We start from the raw sequence: 22,945 nt of genomic DNA on the forward strand, positions 1-22,945 counted from the left end.
GTTGCTAGAGATCATCCTCGGGACCACCCACCGGTGCAAGTTGATCGCTTCCTTTCCCGAGCTTCTTCTTCAAATAGGCCTCGATGAATCCGTCGAGGTCGCCGTCCATGACGGACGATACATTGCCGCTCTGATGCCCTGTCCGGTGATCCTTGACCATCTGGTAGGGCTGGAACACATATGAACGGATTTGGCTTCCCCACGCGATGTCCTTCTTTTCGCCGACGATCGCGTTGAACTCCGCCTCTTTTTTCTTTTGTTCCAATTCGAAGAGGCGCGATTTCAAGATCTTCATCGCTCCGTTTCGATTTTGGAGCTGAGAGCGCTCATTCTGGCATTGAACGACGATGCCGGACGGTAAGTGAGTAATGCGAATGGCGGTTTCCACCTTGTTGACGTTCTGTCCTCCGGCTCCTCCCGAGCGAAAGGTATCGATCCGGAGATCCTTCTCTTCGACCACGACGTCGATATCCTCACTCAGCTCCGGATAGACGAAGACGGACGCGAATGAGGTGTGCCGCCGCTTGTTGGAGTCGAATGGGGAAATGCGCACCAACCGATGGACCCCGGCTTCAGCCTTCAGATACCCATAAGCATAGGGTCCCGTGATCGAGACCGTCACGCTCTTGATGCCGGCTTCGTCGCCGGGCAATAGGTCCAACGTTTCCACCTTGAACTTCTTGTGTTCCGCCCACCGCACATACATGCGGAGGAGCATCTGTGCCCAATCTTGGGATTCCGTGCCGCCGGCGCCGGGATGAATCGCCACGATGGCATTATTGGGGTCCAGTTCGCCTGATAGAAGGAGCTCGACACGCAACGTCGCCAGGCGCGGTTCCAATTGTCTCAGTTCAACGGCGAGTTCTGCCTCCAGACTCGCATCGTCACTCTCATGGGCGAGCTCCAGCAGAGCCCCCAAATCGCCCATTTTAGCCTCGATTTCTTGCCACTGTTGAAGTTCACGCTCGATGGTTGCCTTTTTTCGGCTGACCACCGTGGCGGCGCGGGCATTGCTCCAGAAATCGGGCTGGCCCATTTGTGCTTCAAGTTCTTGCAGGTCGGCGGTCATATGAGCGAAGTCAAAGATGCCCCCGTAATTCAGAGACCTGTTCAGAAAGGGCGCGCACACGAACTTTCACGTCTTCCAACATACCGTGATCCTCCTTCTTCGGTCACGCCGGTGTGATCGCCGTCAGGGCTGGTTCCTTCGTGCGGAAATACCCGAACAGACACAAAAGCGCGCAGATTATAACACAGGCATGGGCAAACACATCGCCGTAATAGCTGTAAAACGTGGGGGCTTGCCGGGTCGGGATGGCTGCGTACGACGCCTCTTCCGTGAATAGGGGGGTGGCCTGGATGATTTGCCCGAATGGATCGACGAACCCGGAAATCCCCGTGTTGGCGGAGCGCGCGAAGGCCAAGTGGTTTTCCACCGAGCGAAAGACGACCATGGCGAAGTGTTGCGCGGGGGCTGAGGAAGGCCCAAACCATCCGTCATTCGTGATCGTGACCAGAAACTCCGCGCCATTTGCGGCGAACTGACGGACCAAATCCGGGAAAATCACTTCGTAACAGATGGCCACCCCAAACTTGACGGATCTGGCGCCGAGCGGACTGTCTTTGCTCCATGACTTAGGGGTGAACGAAAGAGTCGTCGGTCCCGGGCCCGCTTCAAAATCTCCGATCCCCTCCACAAGTTTGTCGAGAAAGAACAGCAGCGACGATTTGAGAGGAATGTATTCTCCGAACGGCACGAGATGGTGTTTATCATAACGGCCGAGCACCGTGCCGTCCCTTCCCAGCAGATAGGCGCTGTTCAAGAGATAGGGGCGGCGATCGGGGTAGAATCTCAAGGCTGGACTGCCGAGGAGAATCGGCGCCTGTGCACGTTGAGCCCAATCGATCAATTGCAACTGATACTCTTTTTCCCGCTCCAAGATGAACGGGGTCGCGGCTTCGGGCCACACAACCAAGTCCGTATTGGCGCCCAGTTGGGCTGTCAGGCGGTCCAATCGCCGCATCGTTTCGTCGCGATATGCCGCATCCCATTTCACCGCTTGATCGATATTCGGTTGGACCACCCCCACGATAATCGAAGGTTTCGGTTGTTTTAGGTCTCTGTCGCTCAAGACCGCCGAACTGTAGACCCATGAGAGCACCATACATGCGGCCGCGGTGGTGAGTAACTCCCACGGAAGCTTGGCTGGGTGAAATCCGCGGAAAAACGGCATGATCCACAAAAGAAGTTCCGCTAAGGACAAATTTACCAGCACGATCAGAAAGGAAATTCCGTACACGCCTGTATGGTCTGCCACCTGGATCAATGCCAGCTCTTGGTATTGCGAATAACCCAGGAGACACCAGGGAATGCCAGACAGAAGATGGGTGCGGAACAATTCGAGTGCCACCCAGAAGCAGGGCGCAAAGAATATGCCGTAGCGTGGAATCAGTTCACGCAGCCAGACCACGGCCAGGCAATAGAGTGCGACGTAGAGTCCGAGATAGGTGGTGAGAAGCAACAGAATCGCGTAGCTGACGAGCTCGGGCACCTTGCCATAGGTCGTCATGGCCGTGACCACCCAGGCCATGATCCCGGTGAATCCGACGATCCCGCTCAGCCAACCGATCCAAAAAGCCCGTTGCCTGGAACATTGATCGAGCGCGAGATGAAGAGGAATCAGAGCGACCCAGGCCAGCAATCCCAGGTCGAATTTTGGAAAACAAAGAGGCAACAGCAGTCCGCTCGTGCAGGCGAAGAGTATCTGGCGCGGACGAGACCCATCCATCGTGCCGTACCTTACGAAAAGATTCGACGACTTGCAAGAGAACACTCGAACAATCAGGGACTTGGAAGGGTTCCACGTGCTTTTTGTGGCCGAAACGGGTATGCTGACTTTCTATGGAACGGCGTCGTCACCGTCGGGTTTCCGCACAGGTCAAAAGCTTGATTAAGGCCAACTCTCATGAAGTCGAGGGGGAGACCATGGATCTTTCACTGGGTGGCGCCCGGATCGAAAGCTCTCTCGTGGTCCAGCCCGGAAGTCAGATAGCCGTGAAGCTCATTCTCCCGGGAGATGATACCCCGATCGTGATCGAGCAAGCGCAGGTCCAATGGAGCCTGGATCGGACGTTCGGCGTCAGATTTCTCGAAATGCCGCAGCAAGAGTTGGATGAATTGGAGCAGCTCATCGAGGAATGTATCGCGCTTGATGAAGGGAGAACCCCATGAAACCTGTGGACACTCGCACTGAGACACAGAGTGACGACCAGTGCACCTGGATTGGTGGTGAAGCGACCGTTGGCTCGCAGGCCGGTCGCCATGTCCGCCGGCAAGCGCGACACACGCCGTCTTTGTTCGGCATCATCCTCGGCCTGACCTTCTTCGGTGGTCTCACGCTGGGCAGCTCCGTCGGTCTGCTCTGTCGAACCAAGGGCAAGTAACCTACCAGAGTTAGGGATCGGCCTTCCCCATCCGGAAATCAACCGCCGTCCTCTCGGAACTCGAATACTAACCGCGCCTGAGTGCATGTGCTCGGCATTGCCTGCCTGCATCGACATGGAACGAATTGGATCGCCACCGCGTCGGTGCTGCGAAATTCTGCTCCTGTGCATTAACAGGCCCACTCCATCGGTCTCGTGAACGATGTATCTCTTTTGTCCTCCAGTGTATCTACTTAGATACCAAAGAAGAGAAGCTGAGGATTCCATCGCGCATGCCCGCCACGAGTAGACGGCTCAAATCTTAAGGTCTTAGAGACGTCTTTGGGGAGAATCAGAATGGCGCACGGCATTCAGAATAAGTTAGGCACGTAAAGTGCTTACAAGGAAACACGTAGCCGTTCAGATGATTCGATTCGCAAGCCGCGTTTCGCTCGCCTTGTGAGGCGTTGACGGTTACTACGTCAGGAGATGGTCTATGAACCACCCGAGTTTCATGTTCCAAGGCCTGTTCGGTTATGAAGATTCGGACAGTCCGGACACCTTTTATCATGTTCCCGGTGAGCCAAGTCCGGAGCGAGACCCACAGGGTAAGCCGACCTTGAGCCTATTGGCTCTTGGGGATACGGCAATTCTGAAGCTCGGCGCTCAGTGGGGTCCCGAGGAAAAGACGCTTGATGCGTTCCGGCGTGACATTGTCGATGAATTTTCCACTCGCCGTTTGACTTTGTCAACGATCCGACTCATTCACAGTCCGATCACGATGCGTAGTGCCGACCTTGTCGTCACGTGTGAGAATGGCCGGTCCGAACTCCTGCAGTCGGTTGCCACATCCGGGTTTCCTCCGTTCATGGCGATCTTCAATGTGCGACTGAACGCCGTGGCCAAGGCTTCGGTGATCCGCGCCCTTCATGGATCCCCCTATCTTCTCACGGTGAAGTATCGAGGTTGTTTCACAAGCCCCTTGCCGCTCTCGGCCTCTATTTCCGGTGATGCTCGTGACGAGGTTCGTGCGCTGCGTCCTTCCTCAACCGTGGCCGAGGCCCGTGCGCTCGTGGATCGAGCGCTTGCCTCGGGACAATTTACGCGTACTCGACACTCGCCGCGGGGTATGCCAACCAGCATTGAGAATGTGGTTGAAGAAGAGGTTCGCATGGCTGCGGCAAAAGCGCTTGGGTGGTTGGTGCAGAGACAGGCCACGGTGGCGGACCCGGAGGTGCTCCGCTTTGCTGTCATGATATCGAAAACGTTGAACATGGAACTCCCTTTCGACATCACGACCGATGTGTCGGCATGGTTTCCTCGAGCTCAAGGGAACACACACATCCGCGCCGTGAACCCCATGTACGAAACCACGTTGGATAAACCCGCCGATCCCCAATTGAGACGAATCATGGCCGAGCAAGATGGAGATGGACTGTCAGACACTCGCCGCAAAGGTGTCGAGCGCACACCATTGCCCATTCAAGCAGTAGGAGGTCCGTCATTCTGATGTACGAGTTCGAGAATGACCGGCGTTCAGGCCACTGATAGGTCATCATGATCAAGATCTGTTGGGGAAGGGATGTCGTTGTCCCTCTCCGTGAACGGGAGGAAGGAGCCGGGGATGCTCTATCTCAATCCGCCATTTCATCTCATCAACGGCGTCTCACTCTTTCGTGACCACGAAGACCGGATGCACTGGTATTACCAATCTGGCGTGCCCTTGCCGGTGGGCATGTCGGATGGTGCCGGCGGCGTGCTGCCTCACGTCCAACTCATAAAATTTTGCGGGGCGGCAGGAAACGGCGGTCTACTGAATTTTGACGTCCAGTTGGGGCTGTGCAAAAACCCTGAGGAAGAGGCAGACGTCCTTGGCGAGATTCGCCGGGAACTGATGAAAATCGAAGACTTGAAGGGGCTGCCGCGCCTCTCACCCGTTTCCTTGGTCGACGGTTCTGTGAAACTGATGTTGTTCGACCTGATGGCCGGGACATCGCAGTCGGGATCGCCTGGCACATTGCCTTCAGGCTCCGCCGCCCCATCGTCGCGTCTTGTTCTGAAGGCCAATCACAATGCGAAGCCGGCCTTGTTTGGAAAGAACGAGGCGACCTTTTCGGTCCAGCTCTCAGTGGACGGGGTTGCGATCTTGGAAAAGGCTCTTCAGGGAGAAATGTCTCCGGTCGGGATTGTGTACTCGCTCGACTTCTTGGGCCTGCGGCCCGCCTATTCTGTACGGGTCGACGTGAATTGGAATCGGGTGCAGGCTCACCTGGAAGAGTATTTCAAGGTGGGAAATCCGCACATCACTCAGTCGGGCATAGACAAGATTGTCGACAAGCTCATCGAGGAACAAGTCATTCGTATTGACGTGGATAGCTTCGTTCCTGAAGGGGACGATACGAGCGGACTGATCTCTTGCCGAGATCGAGCCGTGGCCGAGATTCAGGATATGGTCACGGAGACATTCTTCGAGCCAAGTCTCGACCTCATGACACGCGACGATTTCCGTAGTTCCGGTACGGCCACGCGCATCATCCAGCTTCTTCATGCGCACGGCACCTTGGAGAATGCGTGGTTCAGCTACGGCAAGGCCGACCTAAGCCGAATCGATCAGAAGCGGCTCAACGTCAGGATGAACGAGCGGACGACGGTTAAGCGGAGCATCTATCCTCAAGGACATTTGGCCGGGCTGTTTCGAGTGATCGAGGAGCAGGGGTTGGATCTGGAGCGATTCATCAGCTCCGTTGACGCGCACGATCCTTGGTTCGGAAAGCGCAAGGTCACTGCCATCTCTCGGGCTGAGTATGCCGAAGATTCGATCCGATCAGTAAATGTCAATCTAAGGTACGGACATGAGACCAAGAATTTGGTGCTCGATGGCGCTACTGATAGGAAGGTGTGCGAGTGGCCCAGTATCCTCGATGGCGGCGTCATGAGATGGCCAGTCACCGCTCATTACACGGTGAACTTTAAAGGAGTAGACGCCACCGAACGGCCCGCCAAGCTTGAGTCTCCACGTAAGACAATCACCGTCGAAACCATCGAAATCGATCCACGTGAGCTTTATGCCATCGTTCAGGTGCCCATTATTGCGCTTGCGTTTCCATGGGAACGGTACACGCAAATCGAGGTGCAACTTCAATACAGCGATCCAATCAACGGTATCAAGATCGGCGACACCTATGTGTTGAGTCAGGGTGCCTCGATCGCCATTTGGAAGTTCTTTGTGCTGAACCCGGAACAGACGCGGTATCGCTACAAAGTGATCTATCGATCCGGAACCCACAAAGATGTCGAGATGTCGTGGGAGGACTCCAATGCTGAGCAGATCACGCTACGAGACCCCCATCCCAATAAGCGAACACTGGAAATTGTCCCGGCGCTTGACTGGGTCAAGGTGGACCGTGTGTTCGTCGACGTGGCTTATCAGGATGAACCCAATGAGATATTTGAACAAGCCTCCTTCGAATTCAGTGAAACAAATAAACACGTCCAGAAATTCATGGTGTCCATGGAGAACCCGGACAAGCGCATTGTGGGCTACAACGTGACGGTAATCAGCAAGGATGGCACGGTGTCCCAAGTACCCACTTCCTACACACTGGAGAAACGCATTGTCATACGGGGAGATATGAAAGGCCATCGGGTCATCATGCTGCGCCCGGAGCATGTGGATTTTTTGGCTCAGCAAGTGAAGGACCTGACGATCGATATGCGCTATGAGGATTCGAGTAACGGGTTGAGCTACGCGGACACGTTCACGTTCCGATCGCCGGACGACCGTGGACATTTTGAGTATGACTATGTGGACGGCGGCACGTCGCGATTCGAGTATCGCATCAAGACGCGCTTCAGCAACAACTTACAACGGGAGACCGAATGGATTCCCAGCAACAGCGACGAGCTGGAATTGAGAGTCGGAAGTTAGGCCTGGCATTTCTCGGGTTTTACTGAAGCTGCTCCTTATTTTAATCAGGTATAGAATGGAGTTATGCCATACGACAGCAGATTGTCATCGCAGCGGGGCTGGTTCTCCTCGAAGCCGATTCTAAAATCCACGTCGTTGCTCGCTGGGCTTCTCCTGATCATGTTGTCTGTCTCCGTTCCTTCGGTACTGGCCGAGGCGGATCGGGGAACGTGGCGCACAGCTGCGCCGATGCCGACAAGACGGACAGAGGTGGCCGTCGCGGTGTTGGACGGGAAGATCTACGCCGTCGGTGGGTTTGAAAAGCCGAGCTTGGGCAATGTGATGAATTTCGCGATTACGCCATCGGTCGAAGTCTATGATCCCGTGACAGATCGATGGACCTCTAAAGCCTCTATGCCGGTCGGCTTACACCATGTCGGGATCGGGGTTGTCGGTGGACGATTATATGTTATCGGCGGGTACAGTAGGTCTGGCTTAAGCGTCTGGAACCCGGCAGCGACGGTATACGTCTACGACCCGGCTACGGACACTTGGATTGAGCGCGCTTCCATGCCCACCGCGCGAGGCGCATTGTCTGTCGCAGAGTACGAGGGAAAGCTGTATGCCATCGGCGGATACGATCGGAAGGCGAACAGCGCGGCGGTCGAAGTGTACGATCCCGTGCGCAACGCCTGGTCAACGGTCGCCTCTCTCCCGACACCTCGTGATCATCTCGCTACAGCGACCGTGGCCGGAAAGATTTATGCAATCGGTGGACGATTGAATGGTGACTATGCTCGGAACCTTGCCGTAACCGAAATGTACGATCCGGCTACTGATCGCTGGACCCGCGTCTCGGACCTCCCGACTGCGCGTAGCGGCATTACGGCCGCCGTGATTGATGCGAGAATCTACGTCTTCGGCGGGGAAGGGACGGAGGGGACCTTCCATGAGAACGAGGCCTACGATTCAGTGCGCAACAAATGGCAGACGATGGCCTCAATGCCGACGGGGCGACACGGCCTCGGGTCGGCAGTGGCAGAAGGACGCATTCACGTCATCAGCGGCGGTCCGACGCCGGGCGGCTCCTTCAGCGATCTGAACGAAGTGTTCGTGCCACCGTCGGTAAGCCAATCGATGGCTGAGTGAGTCTTAGGCCATAGGCTTCCAAGCGAGCCCTCCGTCATCTGCAGCGCAAGCGCAGTCCCAAGGTGAGCATCCTAAAAGGAGTTTGAAAGAGTGGCGCCACCGATGAGAAAAAAATACCCGGCATTATAGAAGACATGCAGAGCGATGGAGGGATACACGGATCCAAAGCGATCACGTACGAAACCGAAACAGAGCGAAGGAACGAATACGAGAAGCGACCAGAAGAGAGAATGACTGGCCAGATGAGCACATGTGAACAAGAGAGATGATAGAAGATTTGAGGTGGATAGACCAATCCATGTCTTCTGCCTCGCTATGGATTGCAGAAAATACCCCTGAATGATGCCACGGAACAACAACTCCTCGAACAGTGGTTGCCATAGAACGACGGAAAGAAAAGCCGGTACCCATATGGCCTGCCGAGGCAGTGGTTGAACTGTAAAGAACTCGATCATGGAAAGCCATGCGATCGGGCCAAAGATTACCAAGAGGAGAAATACAGGATCCCGATAAAAGGGTCGATCGTATTGAAGGCCCAGTAATGTCATAATTTGCGCTGAGCGGCTTCGTAGATGGGATTCACCAGAGGAAACGCCTTGGACACCAACCATTGGGTCGAGGTCCGGCTTCCGCTGTGACGGCACTCCTCGCGTTCCGAAACTCAGTCTCATCGGCGTCTTACTCTCCGCAACAAGAGAATCAGAGACATCAGCAGCATGGCAGGGAGCAACATGTCTCCAGTTGCCCCAGGGGCGAGCGTGCAGCCGCCTCCGACGCTATCGCTGGGAACCGGCGGAGGAGACGCGATGTTGAAGGTTGCGGTGACAGTTGCGTTTCGGGTGAGCGAGCAGGGATCAGATCCGCTACAATCTCCACTCCATCCTGCAAAGGCAGACCCGGGATCCGGTGCTGCGGTGAGGTTTACGGTACTACCTTGGGGAAACTGTCCATCGCATGTCGCTCCGCAGTCAATTCCGGACGTGTTGGACCTCACCGTACCGTTGCCGGCACCTGCCTTACTGACGGCGACGGTGAAATTCATCACAACGCTGGCCAACGCGGCCCGGGCATTGATGCGCCCACCGCTCGACACCTTCCCTCTCAAAGAAGCCTTCCGATCCACTGTGTTCAGGATTGCGTTCCTGAGTTGGGATACGGTGAGATTGGGATTGACCGAGAGCAGCAAGCCCGCGAGTCCCGTCACATGGGGAGTGGCCATCGAAGTACCCAGAAGAAACTGGTAGTCCATCGTTTCCGACGGCGGACCCGCAACACAGGCAACACGGACATCGTCTACATACACACCGTCGAAGACCTGACGTTCATCTGATATGAATCGAAAGCGAAAGCGTGATCCAGCCGCACCATCCGCGATGTCCCCCCAGGTGAAAGGTACAAATTGGCCGTTGCTGTTTTCTGTGTCCCCACGAATGGGCTGCCAACTGGTCCCGCTGTCTCTCGATGTTTCTACAACAAGTCCGTCTATATCCTGCTCGGTATCCAGGCGAAGGCGGCTGTCAAACCGGCACCCCCGCTGTCCCTCGGTACTAAATACTGGTCCGATCGCGAAGGAATCAGTGTTGTTCTGATAGTTTCCCATCGGACTGTCGGACAGACTGTTCGGTTGGCTGAATGATGCGGAATTGGTGAATCCCCAGGTACTATTGACTCCTCCGAACACATACCCAAGGTATGTTGGGTTGGAATCAAAGTCATGGAGGAGGGCATTCGTAATCTTCGACGTGGGCCTCGTGCTGTTGATGCTGACTCCCGGTGCAGCGACCTGTACGCTAGTGGATCCGAAATTAGAGAAACTCGCCAATTGATCATTTTGGTCCGTCGCGGCTACCGCGATCACGTTCGCCAGCGCGGCCTTCTGTTGCCCGTTGCACACTGAAGGAGCACTGAAATTTGCGGGGAAGCTCGGGACGTTGTCGTTATCCGATTCTTCATTTCCCGCCGCTGCTACAAACAGTACGCCTGCCTTATTCGCGGCACTCAGCGCATCATAGAGAGCCTGGCTACAGTCAGGTCCGGCAAAGCTTGCATTGATCACCCGTGCGCCATTCTCGACAGCATAGTGGAGCGCGCTGACAATGGCGGTGGTGGATAAGGAGCGGTTCACACCTCCGGCTTTCAGAGCCATCAGTCTCGCAGTCCACATAACCCCTGTGATTCCAGTTCCGTTGTTCCCTGCTCCAGCGATGATTCCTGCGACATGAGTGCCATGCCCCGGGTTGCCACCTGGATTGAGATCGAGAGGGTCCATCGGCTCACTGTCGTTCATGTGAAAATCCCATCCATGCACATCATCTATCAGCCCATTTTTATCGTCATCAATGCCGTTTCCTGCAGTCTCTCTCGGATTCGTCCACATATTGGGTGCGAGGTCCGGATGATCATAGGCAATACCGGAGTCAATGACGGCGACAATCACGTTTGGGCTTCCCGTGCTGATATCCCAAGCTTCCGGTGCATCGATGTCGGCATCTGGCTTTCCCGCTGTTCCATTCACAGTTTGACCGGTGTTATGGAGGCCCCATAACGAACCAAACTGCGCATCGCTGGGAATGGTTTGTAACCTGTAAAGGTAGTTCGGTTCGGCAAACTCAACGGTGGGATTACGTTGGTACTTCGAGACCGCTTCTTCAACCGACATGGCACCGTCTAATTTGTACTGATGAATCACTCTGGCATTCACCGACAGCACTTTGACTTCTTTGGCGCCTACATCTGTATTCAGAGACATGACGCCTGATAAGGACACCTCATCCCTGAACTTGACGAGTACCTCTCCCGGTGCATATCGCACTGGGTAACGTGCTTCCCCTGATAACGACGTCATTCGGCGAGCTGCTTGTTTCTGCTCCGCATGAACCACACGGTCCCCCGGCACAAGTCCCGACAAAGAGATCCCGACTATGACGATTCCCAGGATGGTCCTGCCTCGGCAGAACACAATGTTCTTCACCCTACTTCTGCGATTTGTACCGGTAATTGGGCTCTGCATATTCGATCTCCTGATATGAAACGAGTTGAGCGATGGCGGATTCAACCGACCGATCGTCCAAGATCATGACGTGATAGAGGCGTCCGCGTTGAATTTCAGCCATGATGGCGATCCTGTTATCCTTCAGAATGGATGTGATCCTTTCCGGTGAAGTCCCGTCCTTGAACTTGACCAACACTTCATGCGGAACGAAGCGAGGTGTCGGGGATGTCGCCGCGGGTTCAAAGGCATGTGTCGAGGTCGCGTCCCGGTTCGGTGCGTGACAGGATGCGAAGAACCAGACAGCCGACACACACATCATGATTGTGAAAAATCGTGTTATCCGATGAGATAGAGCGGGCAACCGAGCCAACGAATTCTCTCCCTGAAACGGACAAGATCACTGAGTCCTCTGATCAAGGCGACTACGCGTCGTAGAGATGGCGGTAATTATATATCCCGCTAATGTGGGACAAAAAGGAGATATTGTCCGATCCGTTCAGCCGAGTATCGCGCCGGCGCCTTGTTCGCCATGTACACAAGTCGTGTGACGGTAGCTTTGATGGTGCGTGATGTATCGGCTGGGTTGTCGGGCGTCAGGTTGAATCGGGCCGCGTATGCGAGCGAGTGCGGCTCTTCCGACGATCAGTCTTTCGTTGAAGCCGGCCGCTCCGGTTTTTGATGGACCCACCTGGTCGGCGTTGCGGCGGTCGAGACAAAGGCTTGGCCGAAGCCCAGGACAACATGCGCTTCGTCAAGTTTCAACTCTCAGAGGGAAAAATCGCCGAAACCAAACATGGGCGCTGCTTGTGGAAACTCTGTCAGATACTGTTCTTTGATCGCGTCATACATCGGCATCTTGGACGTGAGCGGGGCCGCTTCTCCTTGGAGATTCATGCGCCTCAACGCCAGAGGATCTTTCCCAGGTCCGTCCGGCTCAGCGATAAACAGTGAAAAATGAGGATCAGTCAGTAGATGTTGCGTATGTAACGCCAAACCGCTGAGATGGAGATACGCTCTGGTCCAGTCCGATCCGAACACATAGGGCACATGCGATCCGAACGGCCGTCCATTCCGCAGCGTCAAAAGCACGGCGGTTCAAACGGCTTGCGCCAGCGCCGACCATGCTTCGTGTACGTCCTGACTCGTGAGTGCGACTGCCATGTCGATCTTGTTCCAGGTGGTTACACGAAGTTTGACTCTTCAACGAGCTCATCATCACCATACCATCAGTCTCAGGCGATCACCAGATGAGGAATAACGACAAGTCCAATTTGCCATACCTCTTGACTCACTTCTGTTCGAAGCCTATCGTACCCTGGTGGGGGGAGTTAACGCCCCGAGGGAATATGGTTCAAAAGGGGGTCGAGCGTGAGGATGGTGTGCAGGACCAGCTTGTACTGGGAAGCCTAAAGTCCTCCCAAGATCTCCGCCGTACCTGATCGTCCTCGGTTAGGTGCGTGCTCCTCCCACCCTTACCGGTTTCCCCTTTCCCACTCTAAGTCTCCGACCTCCTTTTCAGTTCGGTCGAGTTCCAGCCGTGCCTGTGTGTCCAGGCATAAATGGGATCACCTGCTATACTTTGCTCCATTGAGACATCATCCGTAGACCCGGGGGGCCTAGATAGCATGAGACTCTTCATTCTAAGCACCATGTGTTGCGTCCTCCTATGGCCGGTTCTTGGAACCGCACAGCTCTATAAATGGACCGATGATCTAGGGAATTTCCACATCACTGATACACCGCCTCCCGGCTCCCCAAAGAAACCCTCTGTCGGCGCGGTGCCCGCACCTCAAACGACCGTCCCAAAGAAAGCCATGGTCCGGCCGACCTTGCCTATGCACCCTCAAGCGCAGATACATCTTGTACCGGCTCCAACGGTAGCTGTTCCCTCGGTCAAAGAAGTCTTTGCCCAACAGGCAACGGGAGGGTTGAACCCTAATCAAGCGACCGTGACGAGTTTCTGGCAAACCTTCGAAGGCCCCGCCGTGACCACCAAGGCTCCGGTTCATCGCTGGAAAGACGAACAGGACCTTGATCACTTTACCGATATCGTGCCGACGGCCCAAGGTGGTTTGAGTGTAGACGCAAAGTTGAAAGAGGTTCCAGCAAGACAGAAACACCTCACCGGTCAAAAGGCCAGATGAAAAACAGTTTCGGTTGGAGCGAACCGAACATGAATTGTTGGGAACGGCAGACAGACTGGTTGAAGATCACACTGGTGGTCGTCATCCTATCTATGACTCTACCGATCCGGCAGGCGGATGCCTATCTTTCCAAGACTCCTACGGCGTTTTCTGAGGATGGACGTCTCCTCCTGGTCCAGATGAGCGACTTGGTCTTATGGGATCTCGAGTCCAAGGCGCTCCTTGCCAAAGTCCCGCTCAGCTCATGCCAACAGGTGATGTTACTGAAGCAGGACGGATGGGTGATGTGTGTGGCAAACGAAGTCGTCATCTACGATTGGAAAGCCCAAGCTTCTGTGGCAACCATTCCGGCGGAATCGCGGCAGCCTTATAGCGTGCTCGCCTATTCGAACCAGAGCGATCGGATGGTTCTCCGTCACGGCAACGATGCCGTCTCTGTCTGGCAGCTGGGCAAAAAGCTGGTGCCGCTCAAACATATCGCGCTGGATGTCAAGAAGAAGGTTCCTTCGGTGGCCGCCTCGCCAGATCTGAAAATGCTGGCGATCGCACAGGGGCACACCATTCATCTGCACGACCTTGCCGGAACAGCGATCCGCGACTTGACCATTGAAGACGGAGAGCCGCACGATCTCCTCTTTTCACCCAACGGCTCAACTCTGGCTGCGAGTGTCGGGAACACGATCCTTCTCATCGACACCGTAGAGGCGTCCCTGCGTGCGCGCGCCACGCTGACGGTCGCTGATGGAGCTCGCGGGTCGATCACGCCTCGAGTCTTTTCCCGGGACGGTCATCGACTTGTGGCGGGCAATGGGGAATGGAGTTATCCGCTGTTCGATGCCGACACGGGCAAGCAGGTCTCCTTGACCGAATTCACCTATGCCGATCAAGAACGTGGTGTGCGGTCGCATACCCATCTCTATGCCGTCGATATTTCCGACGACGCAGACTATTTGGTTGGGCAACCGGAGTATCCCTCCACGTTGCAGATGTGGGATCTGCGCACCGGCTCCCTATTGCCGGATCTCTGCGGAAACGACTGCCGGAACATGGGACCGCGCGTTTCGCTGCTCAGATGGTCGCCGACAGGTTCGAAAATTGTGGTTGGAATGCAAGGAGGCCAGAATCCGGACGTAGACGGCAAGATATCGGTGTGGGATGTACAGACCAGGTCCCCGGAACTGGTGCTGGACCCCAGCCAACCGCAAGCGAAAGTGTTGGCGAAGCGCGTCGTGCCGGACGTCGTGGCGGCTGAGCCGTCGGTGAATTCTGGCGGGCCTTCCGCCGCAAGTGCGAGACCGGCCTTCATCCATGCGTCGGCGGTGCGTTCGATGGCAAGTTCCCCCAGCGCAAATGTCCTTGCCACCACCGGCGATGACGGCATGCTCAAAATATGGGACCCAGGGCAGGGAAGGCTCTTGCGTCAACTGGTTCTCGCTTCTCCCGGAAGTGCGTTGGCGTTCAGTGCCGACGGTCTGATCCTAGCGATGGGCACCACCAAGGGAGAAATACGGCTATGGGAAACTCAAACCTGGCGGGAGTTTCCATCCTATTCAAGCCGGCAAGGCCGGATCAATGCCCTGCAATTTCTACCCGGCAATCGCCTTCTCGTTGTGGCGGGAGAACAACCGAAAGTGCCTGTGGTGGATGTCTCGACACGCGAAGTGATGAAAGAACTTGTGCATACCGGCTTCTCTCAGGCCTGCGATACGAAAGGTTGTGTCAAGAAACGGGCGATACAGGGAGAAGTCGTAGAAAGTTTGAGTCTGGTGGATGGAAGCCCTTTTCTCTTAACGGAATCACGGAACGGCCGTGCCGTCTGGGATACCAGGACCTGGAGGGAAATTGACAAGCCGGTCGGGCTCCCGGATGTGTGGTCCGGTCTTGGATGGAAACGTCCTTTTGTTTCGACGACCATTCGTCCTGGTGATCAGAAGGTGTTCACGCTCGCTGTCTGGGATACCAAGCGCAATGGTATCATGGCGAGCCTCGATACCTTCACCAAACGGGACACGGAAATAGTCGAGAATGGACCGACGGTGGCATTGGGGACATCGATGGCCGTCGATCCGCTGTATCGATGGGCGGCCACTCGTATTGGTGAACATGTGTCAGTGTGGGATCTTTCTGTTCAAGCCAAGAAGAAGACCTTCCATGTGAAAACCCCCTCTCATCTCCACTGGACGAGCGATGGAAAATATTTGCTCGTCTCCACGCTCGACCGGAAAATGCTTGTCTGGTCCGCGGAAACCATGGAACCGGTCCATTACCTGCGGGATCCTTCCATAAGCCGATAGCTGGGTCTTGACCAGCGGTTATACCGAGGGGTTAGTCGCGCACGACGATTGACCGAATGCTTGCATGATCAGTTGTTGCCGCATGGTGTAGCCCAATCGTATAAAGCCGGCCCAAGCACTCTCGGTCCATTTCTCTTTCTAGTAGGCCAACCTAGTAGTCGGATAACTTATTGGTGTATTGGGTGCCGAGCTTTCTATCACTTACTTCGACATGATGAAATAATAATGACCGTGGAAAATTCATAAACTAGGTATGGTCTGACAGCCATATCGGAAACATCATATGGATCGAGCCTAGAACAGCGAGATGTACCGGCAGATGATCATTAAATGGTTTTGAGCCTACCTTGGCTGCGCAGTGCGTTGGTCCTTGGCTTTCTGTTCAGCTGGAACGATCACGGCAGATTCAAGTGACGTGATCAGGTCATGTTGGTCTTGGTAGAGGAAGGTTTTCAGAACCCAAGGATACCGTTGTAGGTGCTCAAACATCGTATATTCCTGCTTCTGGGATGCAAGCAGCAACGGTTGGACAGGTACGGAAGGTAGGTCTTTAACGAAGCTCATCAATTCATGGGGGATGCTCTTAGGGTCAGTGAGGTCCGCGATAACGAACCTGGCCATGCCCGCTAATGTCATCACTGTTTCAGTGAGGTCTCTTGTCGCAGGTCTCTCAAAATCAAAAACAACCGGCGAATAGTTCGTTCTTCGAAGCTTGTCTCGAATGGCGTCAAGTATTATCTTGCGCTCAGGCGTAAAGCGTCCCAAAATCAAAACGACCTTCGAGGTGATAGTATCGATAACCTGGCGAATGCTTGGATTATCAAGAAGTAGGTATATGAACTGCGCTATTTGGAGATTGTCAACGGTAAGATCAGATTGTCCAGATGGGGTAATAATGAGATCGGTCTGCTGGGTCTCCTTAAGTTCTAAGTCCCAGGCTGCCAGGCCATAGACGCGGCAGCCTGTAAAGATGGCCTTATTGCACGTCGTACGAACAAAGATAGCGCGTTCAAGCGTAGCGGCGGTCAAGTCGGCTTCGCTGAGGTCCGCCTCGCTGAAGTTCGCTCCCTCAAGGTGTGTGTTGCGGAGGTTCGCCCATCTTAGGTCGGCGAGGCGGAGGTTTGCCCCCTCGAGGTTTGCCTCGCAGAGGTTCGCTCTGGGGAGGCGCGCCGCCTGGAGAAATGCCTGGACGAGGTTCGCCTTGTTCAGGGTCGCCTTGCTTAGGTCCACTGCATAGAGGTCCGCCATGCGAAGGTCTGCGCCGGTGAGGTCCGCTCCTGGGAGGTCTGACTTGCGGAGGTTTGCCCCCTCGAGTTTCGCGTTCCGGAGATCCGCCCTGGGTAGGTCGATTCCGCGGAGATTCGCATTACGGAGGTTCGCTCCGCTTAGGTCTGGTTTGACGTTAGGGTTATCTGCTATCCAGTTGTTCCACTCCCCCACATTTCTTGTGATGAGGTTAAGGTGTTCAGGGTTCGCCATTTGGACAATGGAGAAGAGGAAAACTATTTTGACATGATGACAAATGCAAATATGTCAGTCAATCAACAAGTAGATCACAATGTTCCTAAGGTAGTCTGTTCTTCTTGACTCCGGTGTAAACGCGGGATCCTTCCATCACACGATGACAACCTTCCGATACACTCAACCGGCAGTCATCACGGGGTCGTGTTTGCGGTCCATTTCTGAGCGAGGCATGCAATCCCTGAAGATGGCCTTACGTGACGGAGCCATTTGGTGCCATTGTTTCCGCAAAAGTTTTGTGGTACCACACAAGGAACGTTTGTTTCATGCGAGGGTGAATGGCAAAAAAGAAAGCATCCGCATCACATACTGAATCAACACCTTCCGCTCCTCCGCCGATCCCTGAACCATCCGCAAAAAAGAAAGCCCCCAAGCAGGCAGAACGGGTGACTGCGGTTGAGATGGGGGCGCGGCAGCGGGAGATCTCCGTCTCGGAATTTTTCACGAAGAACCGGCACCTGCTCGGGTTCGACAATCCGCGCAAGGCATTGTTGACGTGCGTCAAGGAAGCAGTCGATAACGCGCTCGATGCCTGCGAAGAAGCCGGAATTCTTCCGGACGTGACGGTCAAGTTGGAGGTTGTGCCGAACGGAGAGCCGGTCGCGCCCAGCCAAGCCAGCAGGTTTCGCGTCACGGTGACCGACAATGGCCCCGGCATTGTTCGCCAGCAGATTCCCAGAATTTTTGCCAAGCTGCTCTACGGATCCAAGTTTCATCGTTTGCGAATGAGCCGCGGCCAGCAGGGGATCGGCATTTCCGCCGCCGGAATGTATGGGCAGCTCACGACCGGGAAACCGGTCAAAATTATTTCCCGTATCGGGCCTAAAGCCGCCGCCCATTTTTTCGAAGTCCAGATCGATACGAAGAAAAACGAGCCGCTGGTTCACGAGAACAAACAGATCAACTGGGAGCAGCCGCGGGGCACCCAAGTTGCGCTGGAAGTCGAAGGCAAGTATCAGAAAGGCCGAGCCTCCGTCGATGAATGGCTCGAACAGACCTCCATCGCCAACCCCCACGTTAAACTGATCTATCAGACACCTGAAGGAGAGACAAAAGAATACCCCCGCACCTATCACGAGTTGCCCCCGCAACCTCGCGAGATCAAGCCGCACCCGTACGGCATCGAGTTCGGCATGTTGCTCAAGATGTTGCAGGACACGAAGAGCCATTCGCTGTCCGGCTTTCTCGCGGGTGATTTTTGCCGGGTGTCTTCCCCCATGGCGGATGAGATCTGCAAGGCGGCGAAGGTACGTCCGGATCTCAGACCTCGCGACCTCAAAGGGCCTGCGGCAGAGACGCTCTACAAGGCATTGCAGGAAACCAAGATCATGGCGCCGCCGACCAATTGCATTTCACCGATCGGCGAAAAGGCGATCCTGGCGGGACTCTACAAGCAGATCAAAGGCGAGTTTTATACGGCCGTGAGCCGGCCACCGGCGGTGTATCGCGGCAATCCCTTCATCATCGAAGCGGGGCTTGCCTACGGCAATCGGCCGCAGGATCAGAACAAGCCGCAACAACCGGCCGTGCCGAAAGCCGAGGGAGAACACGAGGAGGAAGACTCGGAACTTGCCCGGGTGATCCGTTACGCCAATCGGGTGCCGTTGCTGTATCAGCAATCGGCCTGTGCGACGTTCAAGGCCGTCATGAGCACGACGTGGAAGAACTACGGCTTGACGCAGTCGCGCGGCGCATTGCCGGCCGGACCGATGGTCATTTTCGTCCATATGGCTTCGGTGTGGGTGCCGTTTACAAGCGAGTCCAAAGAAGCGATCGCCGATTACGACGAGATCCAAAAGGAAATCACCCTGGCGCTTCGCGAGTGCGGGAGGCGGTTAGGACTTTTCATTCGTCGGCGTGAGCGGGCGGCCAGTGAATATCGGCGGCGGAATATTTTCGAGCTGTATATCGAAGAAGTCGTCGAGGCGTGTAACCGGTTGAAAGGCGGCAAGCTGCCGAAGGAAAAACTGAAAGCACAGCTCCAGAAGGTTGCGACCTCCCGCACGGGCGGTCAGAAAACCGATGAAGCGCTGGGGAAGACCGGTGCAGGGCCTGAAGGATTGCCTCATTCGATTATCGTCACGGCGGAGGGAGTCGAGGGCGAGACTGAATTAGCCACTCAGGTCGAGGCCGATCAGGTTGCAGCGGCGCCTGCGACTGAGCCGGATCTTCTGGGTGACACACGGTCGGTAGACGAGAGTGCTTCGAAAGAGAAATCCAGCCGACCAAGGACATCGGAGAAGTCGCTAAGAAAAGCGAAAGCGAAACCAGATCAGATGGCGCTCTTTGCCGGCGGGTCTGGGGCGAAGAAGAAACCAGGTGGGAAGTCTGTCAGGCCGACCAAGGCAGCGGCTCCGCGCAAATCTAAATAGGACATCATGACGACGAAGACGAAGAAAACGACTCATGTCGAGAAGAAGCTGATCGGCCTGGCCGATATCGTGATCCAGGCAGCCGAACGGTCGAAAGACCCGACGTTTCAGATTCCGATCCGCGCCCTGTCCAATGTGTCCTTCAACGAGCGCAAGGGCCTGATCGAAATGGGGAGTAAGAAACAGGAGCGGTCGTTTTTCAATGTCGGCATGGCAAAGAAATTCATGCAGACGGTGCTGGTGGCGGACGCCCTCTCTGAGTTGCAGCGCGCCGATCTGACGACGTCGCTACGCGAAATCTACTATCGCACGAAACATACGATCAAAGACTCACACGAGAACACCTTCGATACCCAGGATGAATCCGATCCAGTTATTGAAGATTTGGAAGTCTCCCTCGCCGCTCTTCGTGAGGAGTTGCATGTTCGAGCGGAGAACAGCGGCAGTATCGTCGGGCCGGTGGTTTTCGGAGATGACGGCGACCGCGTTGACTGCTCTAAGCTCGGCAAAGGCGGGTACTCGGTGCCGTCGATTGTGGAGCCGGAGTATCTGGAGATTCGCCGCTGCACGGCGGATTTCGTGCTACTCGTCGAAAAGGGAACACAGTGGAACCGACTGTCGGAGGATAAGTTCTGGCGTCGCTATAACTGTGTGTTACTCACTGGCAATGGTCAGCCGCCGCGCGGGGTCAGACGATTAGCGAGACGGCTCCATGAGGAATATCGTCTGCCGGTCTATGTCTTGGTCGATAACGATCCATGGGGGTACTACATTTACTCTGTCATCAAGCAGGGCTCGATCAATCTGGCCTTTGAAAGCCAGCGCATGGCAATTCCGAAGGCCAAGTTCATGGGTTTATCGAGCGCCGACCCGGAGCGGTATGAGTTGCCGCGCAACGTCGGCATCAAGTTGAACGACAAAGACATCGCCCGCGCAAAAGAGTTGATGAACTATCAGTGGTTCCAGAAACCGGCCTGGCAGGCGGAGATCAAGCGGATGCTGGCGAGTGGATTGAAGTACGAGCTTGATGCGTTGGCGAACAAAGACTTTCAGTACCTCACGAAGAAGTACCTGCCGAGGAAACTCAAAGAGAAAGACTGGTTAGACTAGCCAGCACCATTTGAGTCAGCGTTGCGGCGCTGGCTGTCCTCACGTGCACACACTTGCCATGAAGACTTTGCCTGCCTGGACGGCACTCCTTCGAGATTGGCAGCGCCGCGCTGTCTCGGCAGTGCGTGCCCATTCAACGACAGACTTTCTCGCGATGGCGACCCCCGCTGCCGGGAAAACGCGATTTGCCCTGGCCGTCGCGCACCATTATCTGACCCAGCGAGCGGCTGTTCGGGTGGTGGTGGTCTGTCCGACCAATCATTTGCGGGGGCAATGGTCGGATGCGGCGGGTAAGGTCGGCCTGCATCTCGATCCGGCTCTGACGAACGACCAGGCCGTTGAGGCGGCGGACTATCACGGCGCCGTGGTCACCTACCAGCAAGTCTGCCTGTCTCCCGCGATCTTTCAACGGGCGTGCAAGGGCAAAAGGACTTTGCTCATTCTCGACGAGCTGCACCATGCCGGGGACGGTAAGAATTGGGGGAAGGCGCTGCGCACGGCGTTCGATCCGGCCGTGTTCCGGCTGGTTCTTTCGGGTACGCCGTTTCGTTCAGACAACAATCCGATCCCGTTTATCCGGTACGAACATGGAGAGAGCAGGGCCGATTTCAGTTACGGCTACACCGACGCAATACGCGACGGTGTCTGCCGGCCGATCGTCTTTCCCAGCTATGAAGGCGAACTCACCTGGTTTTCGGAAGGCCGCGAACATACGGCGACGTTCCAAGATGGGCTAACGTTCGACCGGCAGCGGGAACGCTTGAAGACGGCGCTATTACAAGAAACCTGGCTCGGTCCGGTGATCACCGATGCGCATGCGCAACTCACCCGATTGCGCAAGGACGAACAAAGTGATGCGGGAGGGCTGATCGTAAGTATGGATCAAGATCATGCCCGCTGGGTCGCGGAACTCGTCGGCCGCATCACCGGCAGCAAAGCAGCGATTGCGGTGTCGGACGACCCGACGGCATCCCGCGTGATCGAGGAATTTGCCGGGCACAAGAAGCAACAGTGGTTGGTCGCGGTCAATATGGTCAGTGAGGGCGTGGACATTCCGCGTCTTCGTGTCGGCGTGTACGGCACGAATGTGCTGACGGAAATGTACTTCCGGCAGGTGGTGGGACGGTTCGTCCGAATGCAGGACGGCATGCCCAAACCGCAACGGGCCTGGCTCTATCTGCCTAAAGATCCGGTCCTGGCGCACTATGCGAGACAGATCAAGGCGGAGCGCGATCATGTGTTGGAGGACATTGTGCCGGCCGGACAACGGGATCTCTTCGGTCGTGTCGTGGTCTCGACCAACGAATACATGCCGTTGATGGCCGTGCCCAAGATAGACAGTGTCATCGGAGAAGACGACGCAAGGGACGAGAACGAGGCAGCTGTCGTCGGCGATCCAACAGTCTCACTCCACGAACAAAAGAGAGACCTCCGCGATCTTCACCGGTTGCTGGTCAGCGCCGTATCAAGGAACAGCGGAATCGACCATCGGCGCCTGAATGCGGAACTGATCGCGCGCACCGGGAGCCGTGTCGATCAAGCGACGATGGATCAGCTCCGCCGGCGCATCCAACTCTTGGAACGGTGGCGCGACCGAGGCTACGAAGGCAAGCGATGATGGGATGCATGGTTTGGTGAGTCCTGCCGGCGGGCGTACACAAGCACATGGACATCAGGACCGCACCACACGTGATCGATCTAATCCTTGAAGACCTAGCCCCAATGGCCTCGACGAGGCAGTCTTGTTTCTATCGCGCCGTGATCCGATCAGCTTAATTCGGCGGCAGCATCCAATACGACCAGACAAGAATAACCGGAGCTGCCACATACATGGCCGTTTTCCCGAAGGAATCGTAGACTCCATAAATCAGGATTGTGGCAATGAAGGCGAAATAGATCCACCCGATACCTCGATAGCTGGCGTTGTGTTCTACCGCCAAGGCGAGGGCAGGGGATCCAAGGATCAGTCCGGCTGAGAGTGTGGCTAAACGTTTCATCGCGGGCTCCTTCCAAGACAGGTAAACGGACAGGAC

The 22,945-nt window shown here is 55.6% G+C and carries 18 protein-coding genes; 10 read left to right on the plus strand and 8 right to left on the minus strand.

Annotated features, from left to right (window positions below; translation table 11 throughout):
- Nucleotides 1-4: 4 nt before the first annotated feature.
- Together prfB and lnt are read right to left on the minus strand one after the other, a co-directional pair.
- A protein-coding gene (prfB, locus tag H8K03_14945) for a peptide chain release factor 2 (protein ID UVT19097.1) occupies nt 5-1,151 on the minus strand; the annotation gives its coding sequence in 2 pieces (ribosomal slippage) (nt 5-1,084 and nt 1,086-1,151; 1,146 coding nt in all).
- A gap of 21 nt (nt 1,152-1,172) precedes the next feature.
- Nucleotides 1,173-2,789 carry an apolipoprotein N-acyltransferase gene (gene lnt, locus H8K03_14950; protein UVT19098.1) on the minus strand — a complete coding sequence of 539 codons (1,617 nt, stop codon included), beginning with the start codon at nt 2,787-2,789 and terminating at the stop codon, nt 1,173-1,175.
- 113 nt (nt 2,790-2,902) lie between these two features.
- On the opposite strand from lnt, the gene H8K03_14955 reads away from it, so the two are divergent.
- The 5 genes from H8K03_14955 (at nt 2,903) to H8K03_14975 (ending at nt 8,479) form a co-directional block, all read left to right on the plus strand.
- Entirely contained in the window at nt 2,903-3,232 is a 330-nt protein-coding gene (locus tag H8K03_14955; protein ID UVT19099.1) for a PilZ domain-containing protein, read from the plus strand.
- A complete protein-coding gene (locus H8K03_14960; protein ID UVT19100.1) occupies nt 3,229-3,444 on the plus strand; it encodes a hypothetical protein in 216 nt (71 codons plus the stop codon). The genes H8K03_14955 and H8K03_14960 overlap by 4 nt, the downstream gene beginning before the upstream one ends.
- Before the next feature lie 475 nt (nt 3,445-3,919).
- A complete protein-coding gene (locus H8K03_14965) occupies nt 3,920-4,933 on the plus strand; it encodes a hypothetical protein (GenBank protein UVT19101.1) in 1,014 nt (337 codons plus the stop codon).
- A gap of 114 nt (nt 4,934-5,047) precedes the next feature.
- Complete coding sequence (locus H8K03_14970) at nt 5,048-7,351, plus strand: hypothetical protein (GenBank protein UVT19102.1); 2,304 nt, start codon at nt 5,048-5,050, stop codon at nt 7,349-7,351.
- A gap of 159 nt (nt 7,352-7,510) precedes the next feature.
- Nucleotides 7,511-8,479 (plus strand): galactose oxidase, encoded by a 969-nt coding sequence (locus H8K03_14975; protein UVT22496.1) that lies wholly within the window; start codon nt 7,511-7,513, stop codon nt 8,477-8,479.
- 71 nt (nt 8,480-8,550) lie between these two features.
- Here the strand turns inward: H8K03_14975 and H8K03_14980 are convergent, their stop codons facing one another.
- The 4 genes from H8K03_14980 to H8K03_14995 all read right to left on the minus strand — a co-directional run bounded on the left by H8K03_14980 (nt 8,551) and on the right by H8K03_14995 (nt 12,560).
- Nucleotides 8,551-9,150: a JDVT-CTERM system CAAX-type protease gene (locus tag H8K03_14980; GenBank protein UVT19103.1), complete on the minus strand. Its 600-nt coding sequence runs from the start codon at nt 9,148-9,150 to the stop codon at nt 8,551-8,553.
- On the minus strand, nt 9,147-11,489 hold the full coding sequence (locus H8K03_14985; protein ID UVT19104.1) for a S8 family serine peptidase: 2,343 nt from the start codon (nt 11,487-11,489) through the stop codon (nt 9,147-9,149). Before H8K03_14985 ends, H8K03_14980 begins: the two co-directional genes overlap by 4 nt.
- Entirely contained in the window at nt 11,452-11,790 is a 339-nt protein-coding gene (locus H8K03_14990) for a hypothetical protein (GenBank protein UVT19105.1), read from the minus strand. The genes H8K03_14985 and H8K03_14990 overlap by 38 nt, the downstream gene beginning before the upstream one ends.
- Nucleotides 11,791-12,236: 446 nt before the next feature.
- A complete protein-coding gene (locus H8K03_14995; GenBank protein UVT19106.1) occupies nt 12,237-12,560 on the minus strand; it encodes a pyridoxamine 5'-phosphate oxidase family protein in 324 nt (107 codons plus the stop codon).
- 536 nt (nt 12,561-13,096) lie between these two features.
- Between H8K03_14995 and H8K03_15000 the strand changes: the two genes are divergently transcribed.
- Nucleotides 13,097-13,615, plus strand: a complete 519-nt coding sequence (locus H8K03_15000; GenBank protein ID UVT19107.1) for a DUF4124 domain-containing protein — start codon at nt 13,097-13,099, stop codon at nt 13,613-13,615.
- A gap of 29 nt (nt 13,616-13,644) precedes the next feature.
- On the plus strand, nt 13,645-15,909 hold the full coding sequence (locus H8K03_15005; GenBank protein ID UVT19108.1) for a WD40 repeat domain-containing protein: 2,265 nt from the start codon (nt 13,645-13,647) through the stop codon (nt 15,907-15,909).
- 342 nt (nt 15,910-16,251) lie between these two features.
- On the opposite strand, the gene H8K03_15010 is transcribed toward H8K03_15005, so the two are convergent.
- A complete protein-coding gene (locus H8K03_15010) occupies nt 16,252-17,388 on the minus strand; it encodes a pentapeptide repeat-containing protein (GenBank protein UVT19109.1) in 1,137 nt (378 codons plus the stop codon).
- A gap of 428 nt (nt 17,389-17,816) precedes the next feature.
- Between H8K03_15010 and H8K03_15015 the strand changes: the two genes are divergently transcribed.
- Genes H8K03_15015 through H8K03_15025 form a run of 3 tightly spaced genes read left to right on the plus strand, consistent with a single transcriptional unit; the run spans nt 17,817 to nt 22,530 of the window.
- The gene (locus H8K03_15015; protein UVT22497.1) at nt 17,817-19,802 is read left to right on the plus strand and encodes a DNA topoisomerase VI subunit B; all 1,986 of its coding nucleotides are present in this window, start codon (nt 17,817-17,819) and stop codon (nt 19,800-19,802) included.
- Nucleotides 19,803-19,808: 6 nt separating this feature from the next.
- Nucleotides 19,809-20,912 carry a DNA topoisomerase IV subunit A gene (locus H8K03_15020; GenBank protein ID UVT19110.1) on the plus strand — a complete coding sequence of 368 codons (1,104 nt, stop codon included), beginning with the start codon at nt 19,809-19,811 and terminating at the stop codon, nt 20,910-20,912.
- 58 nt (nt 20,913-20,970) lie between these two features.
- Nucleotides 20,971-22,530, plus strand: coding sequence for a DEAD/DEAH box helicase family protein (locus H8K03_15025; GenBank protein ID UVT19111.1), 1,560 nt, complete (start codon nt 20,971-20,973; stop codon nt 22,528-22,530).
- A 154-nt stretch (nt 22,531-22,684) separates the two neighbouring features.
- Here H8K03_15025 and H8K03_15030 read toward each other — a convergent pair whose 3' ends face one another.
- Entirely contained in the window at nt 22,685-22,909 is a 225-nt protein-coding gene (locus H8K03_15030; protein ID UVT19112.1) for a hypothetical protein, read from the minus strand.
- Nucleotides 22,910-22,945: the final 36 nt, after the last annotated feature.

It is taken from the genome of Nitrospira sp. (assembly GCA_024760545.1).
Taxonomy (GTDB): domain Bacteria; phylum Nitrospirota; class Nitrospiria; order Nitrospirales; family Nitrospiraceae; genus Nitrospira_D.

Bases quoted from the DNA above. Each gene is read 5' to 3' on its own strand.
- lnt (UVT19098.1), bottom strand. From the start codon at position 2,789: ATGGATGGGTCTCGTCCGCGCCAGATACTCTTCGCCTGCACGAGCGGA.
- H8K03_14955 (UVT19099.1), top strand. From the start codon at position 2,903: ATGGAACGGCGTCGTCACCGTCGGGTTTCCGCACAGGTCAAAAGCTTG.
- H8K03_14960 (UVT19100.1), top strand. From the start codon at position 3,229: ATGAAACCTGTGGACACTCGCACTGAGACACAGAGTGACGACCAGTGC.
- H8K03_14965 (UVT19101.1), top strand. From the start codon at position 3,920: ATGAACCACCCGAGTTTCATGTTCCAAGGCCTGTTCGGTTATGAAGAT.
- H8K03_14970 (UVT19102.1), top strand. From the start codon at position 5,048: ATGCTCTATCTCAATCCGCCATTTCATCTCATCAACGGCGTCTCACTC.
- H8K03_14975 (UVT22496.1), top strand. From the start codon at position 7,511: ATGTTGTCTGTCTCCGTTCCTTCGGTACTGGCCGAGGCGGATCGGGGA.
- H8K03_14980 (UVT19103.1), bottom strand. From the start codon at position 9,150: ATGAGACTGAGTTTCGGAACGCGAGGAGTGCCGTCACAGCGGAAGCCG.
- H8K03_14985 (UVT19104.1), bottom strand. From the start codon at position 11,489: ATGCAGAGCCCAATTACCGGTACAAATCGCAGAAGTAGGGTGAAGAAC.
- H8K03_14990 (UVT19105.1), bottom strand. From the start codon at position 11,790: ATGATGTGTGTGTCGGCTGTCTGGTTCTTCGCATCCTGTCACGCACCG.
- H8K03_15000 (UVT19107.1), top strand. From the start codon at position 13,097: ATGAGACTCTTCATTCTAAGCACCATGTGTTGCGTCCTCCTATGGCCG.
- H8K03_15005 (UVT19108.1), top strand. From the start codon at position 13,645: ATGAATTGTTGGGAACGGCAGACAGACTGGTTGAAGATCACACTGGTG.
- H8K03_15010 (UVT19109.1), bottom strand. From the start codon at position 17,388: ATGGCGAACCCTGAACACCTTAACCTCATCACAAGAAATGTGGGGGAG.
- H8K03_15020 (UVT19110.1), top strand. From the start codon at position 19,809: ATGACGACGAAGACGAAGAAAACGACTCATGTCGAGAAGAAGCTGATC.
- H8K03_15025 (UVT19111.1), top strand. From the start codon at position 20,971: ATGAAGACTTTGCCTGCCTGGACGGCACTCCTTCGAGATTGGCAGCGC.
- H8K03_15030 (UVT19112.1), bottom strand. From the start codon at position 22,909: ATGAAACGTTTAGCCACACTCTCAGCCGGACTGATCCTTGGATCCCCT.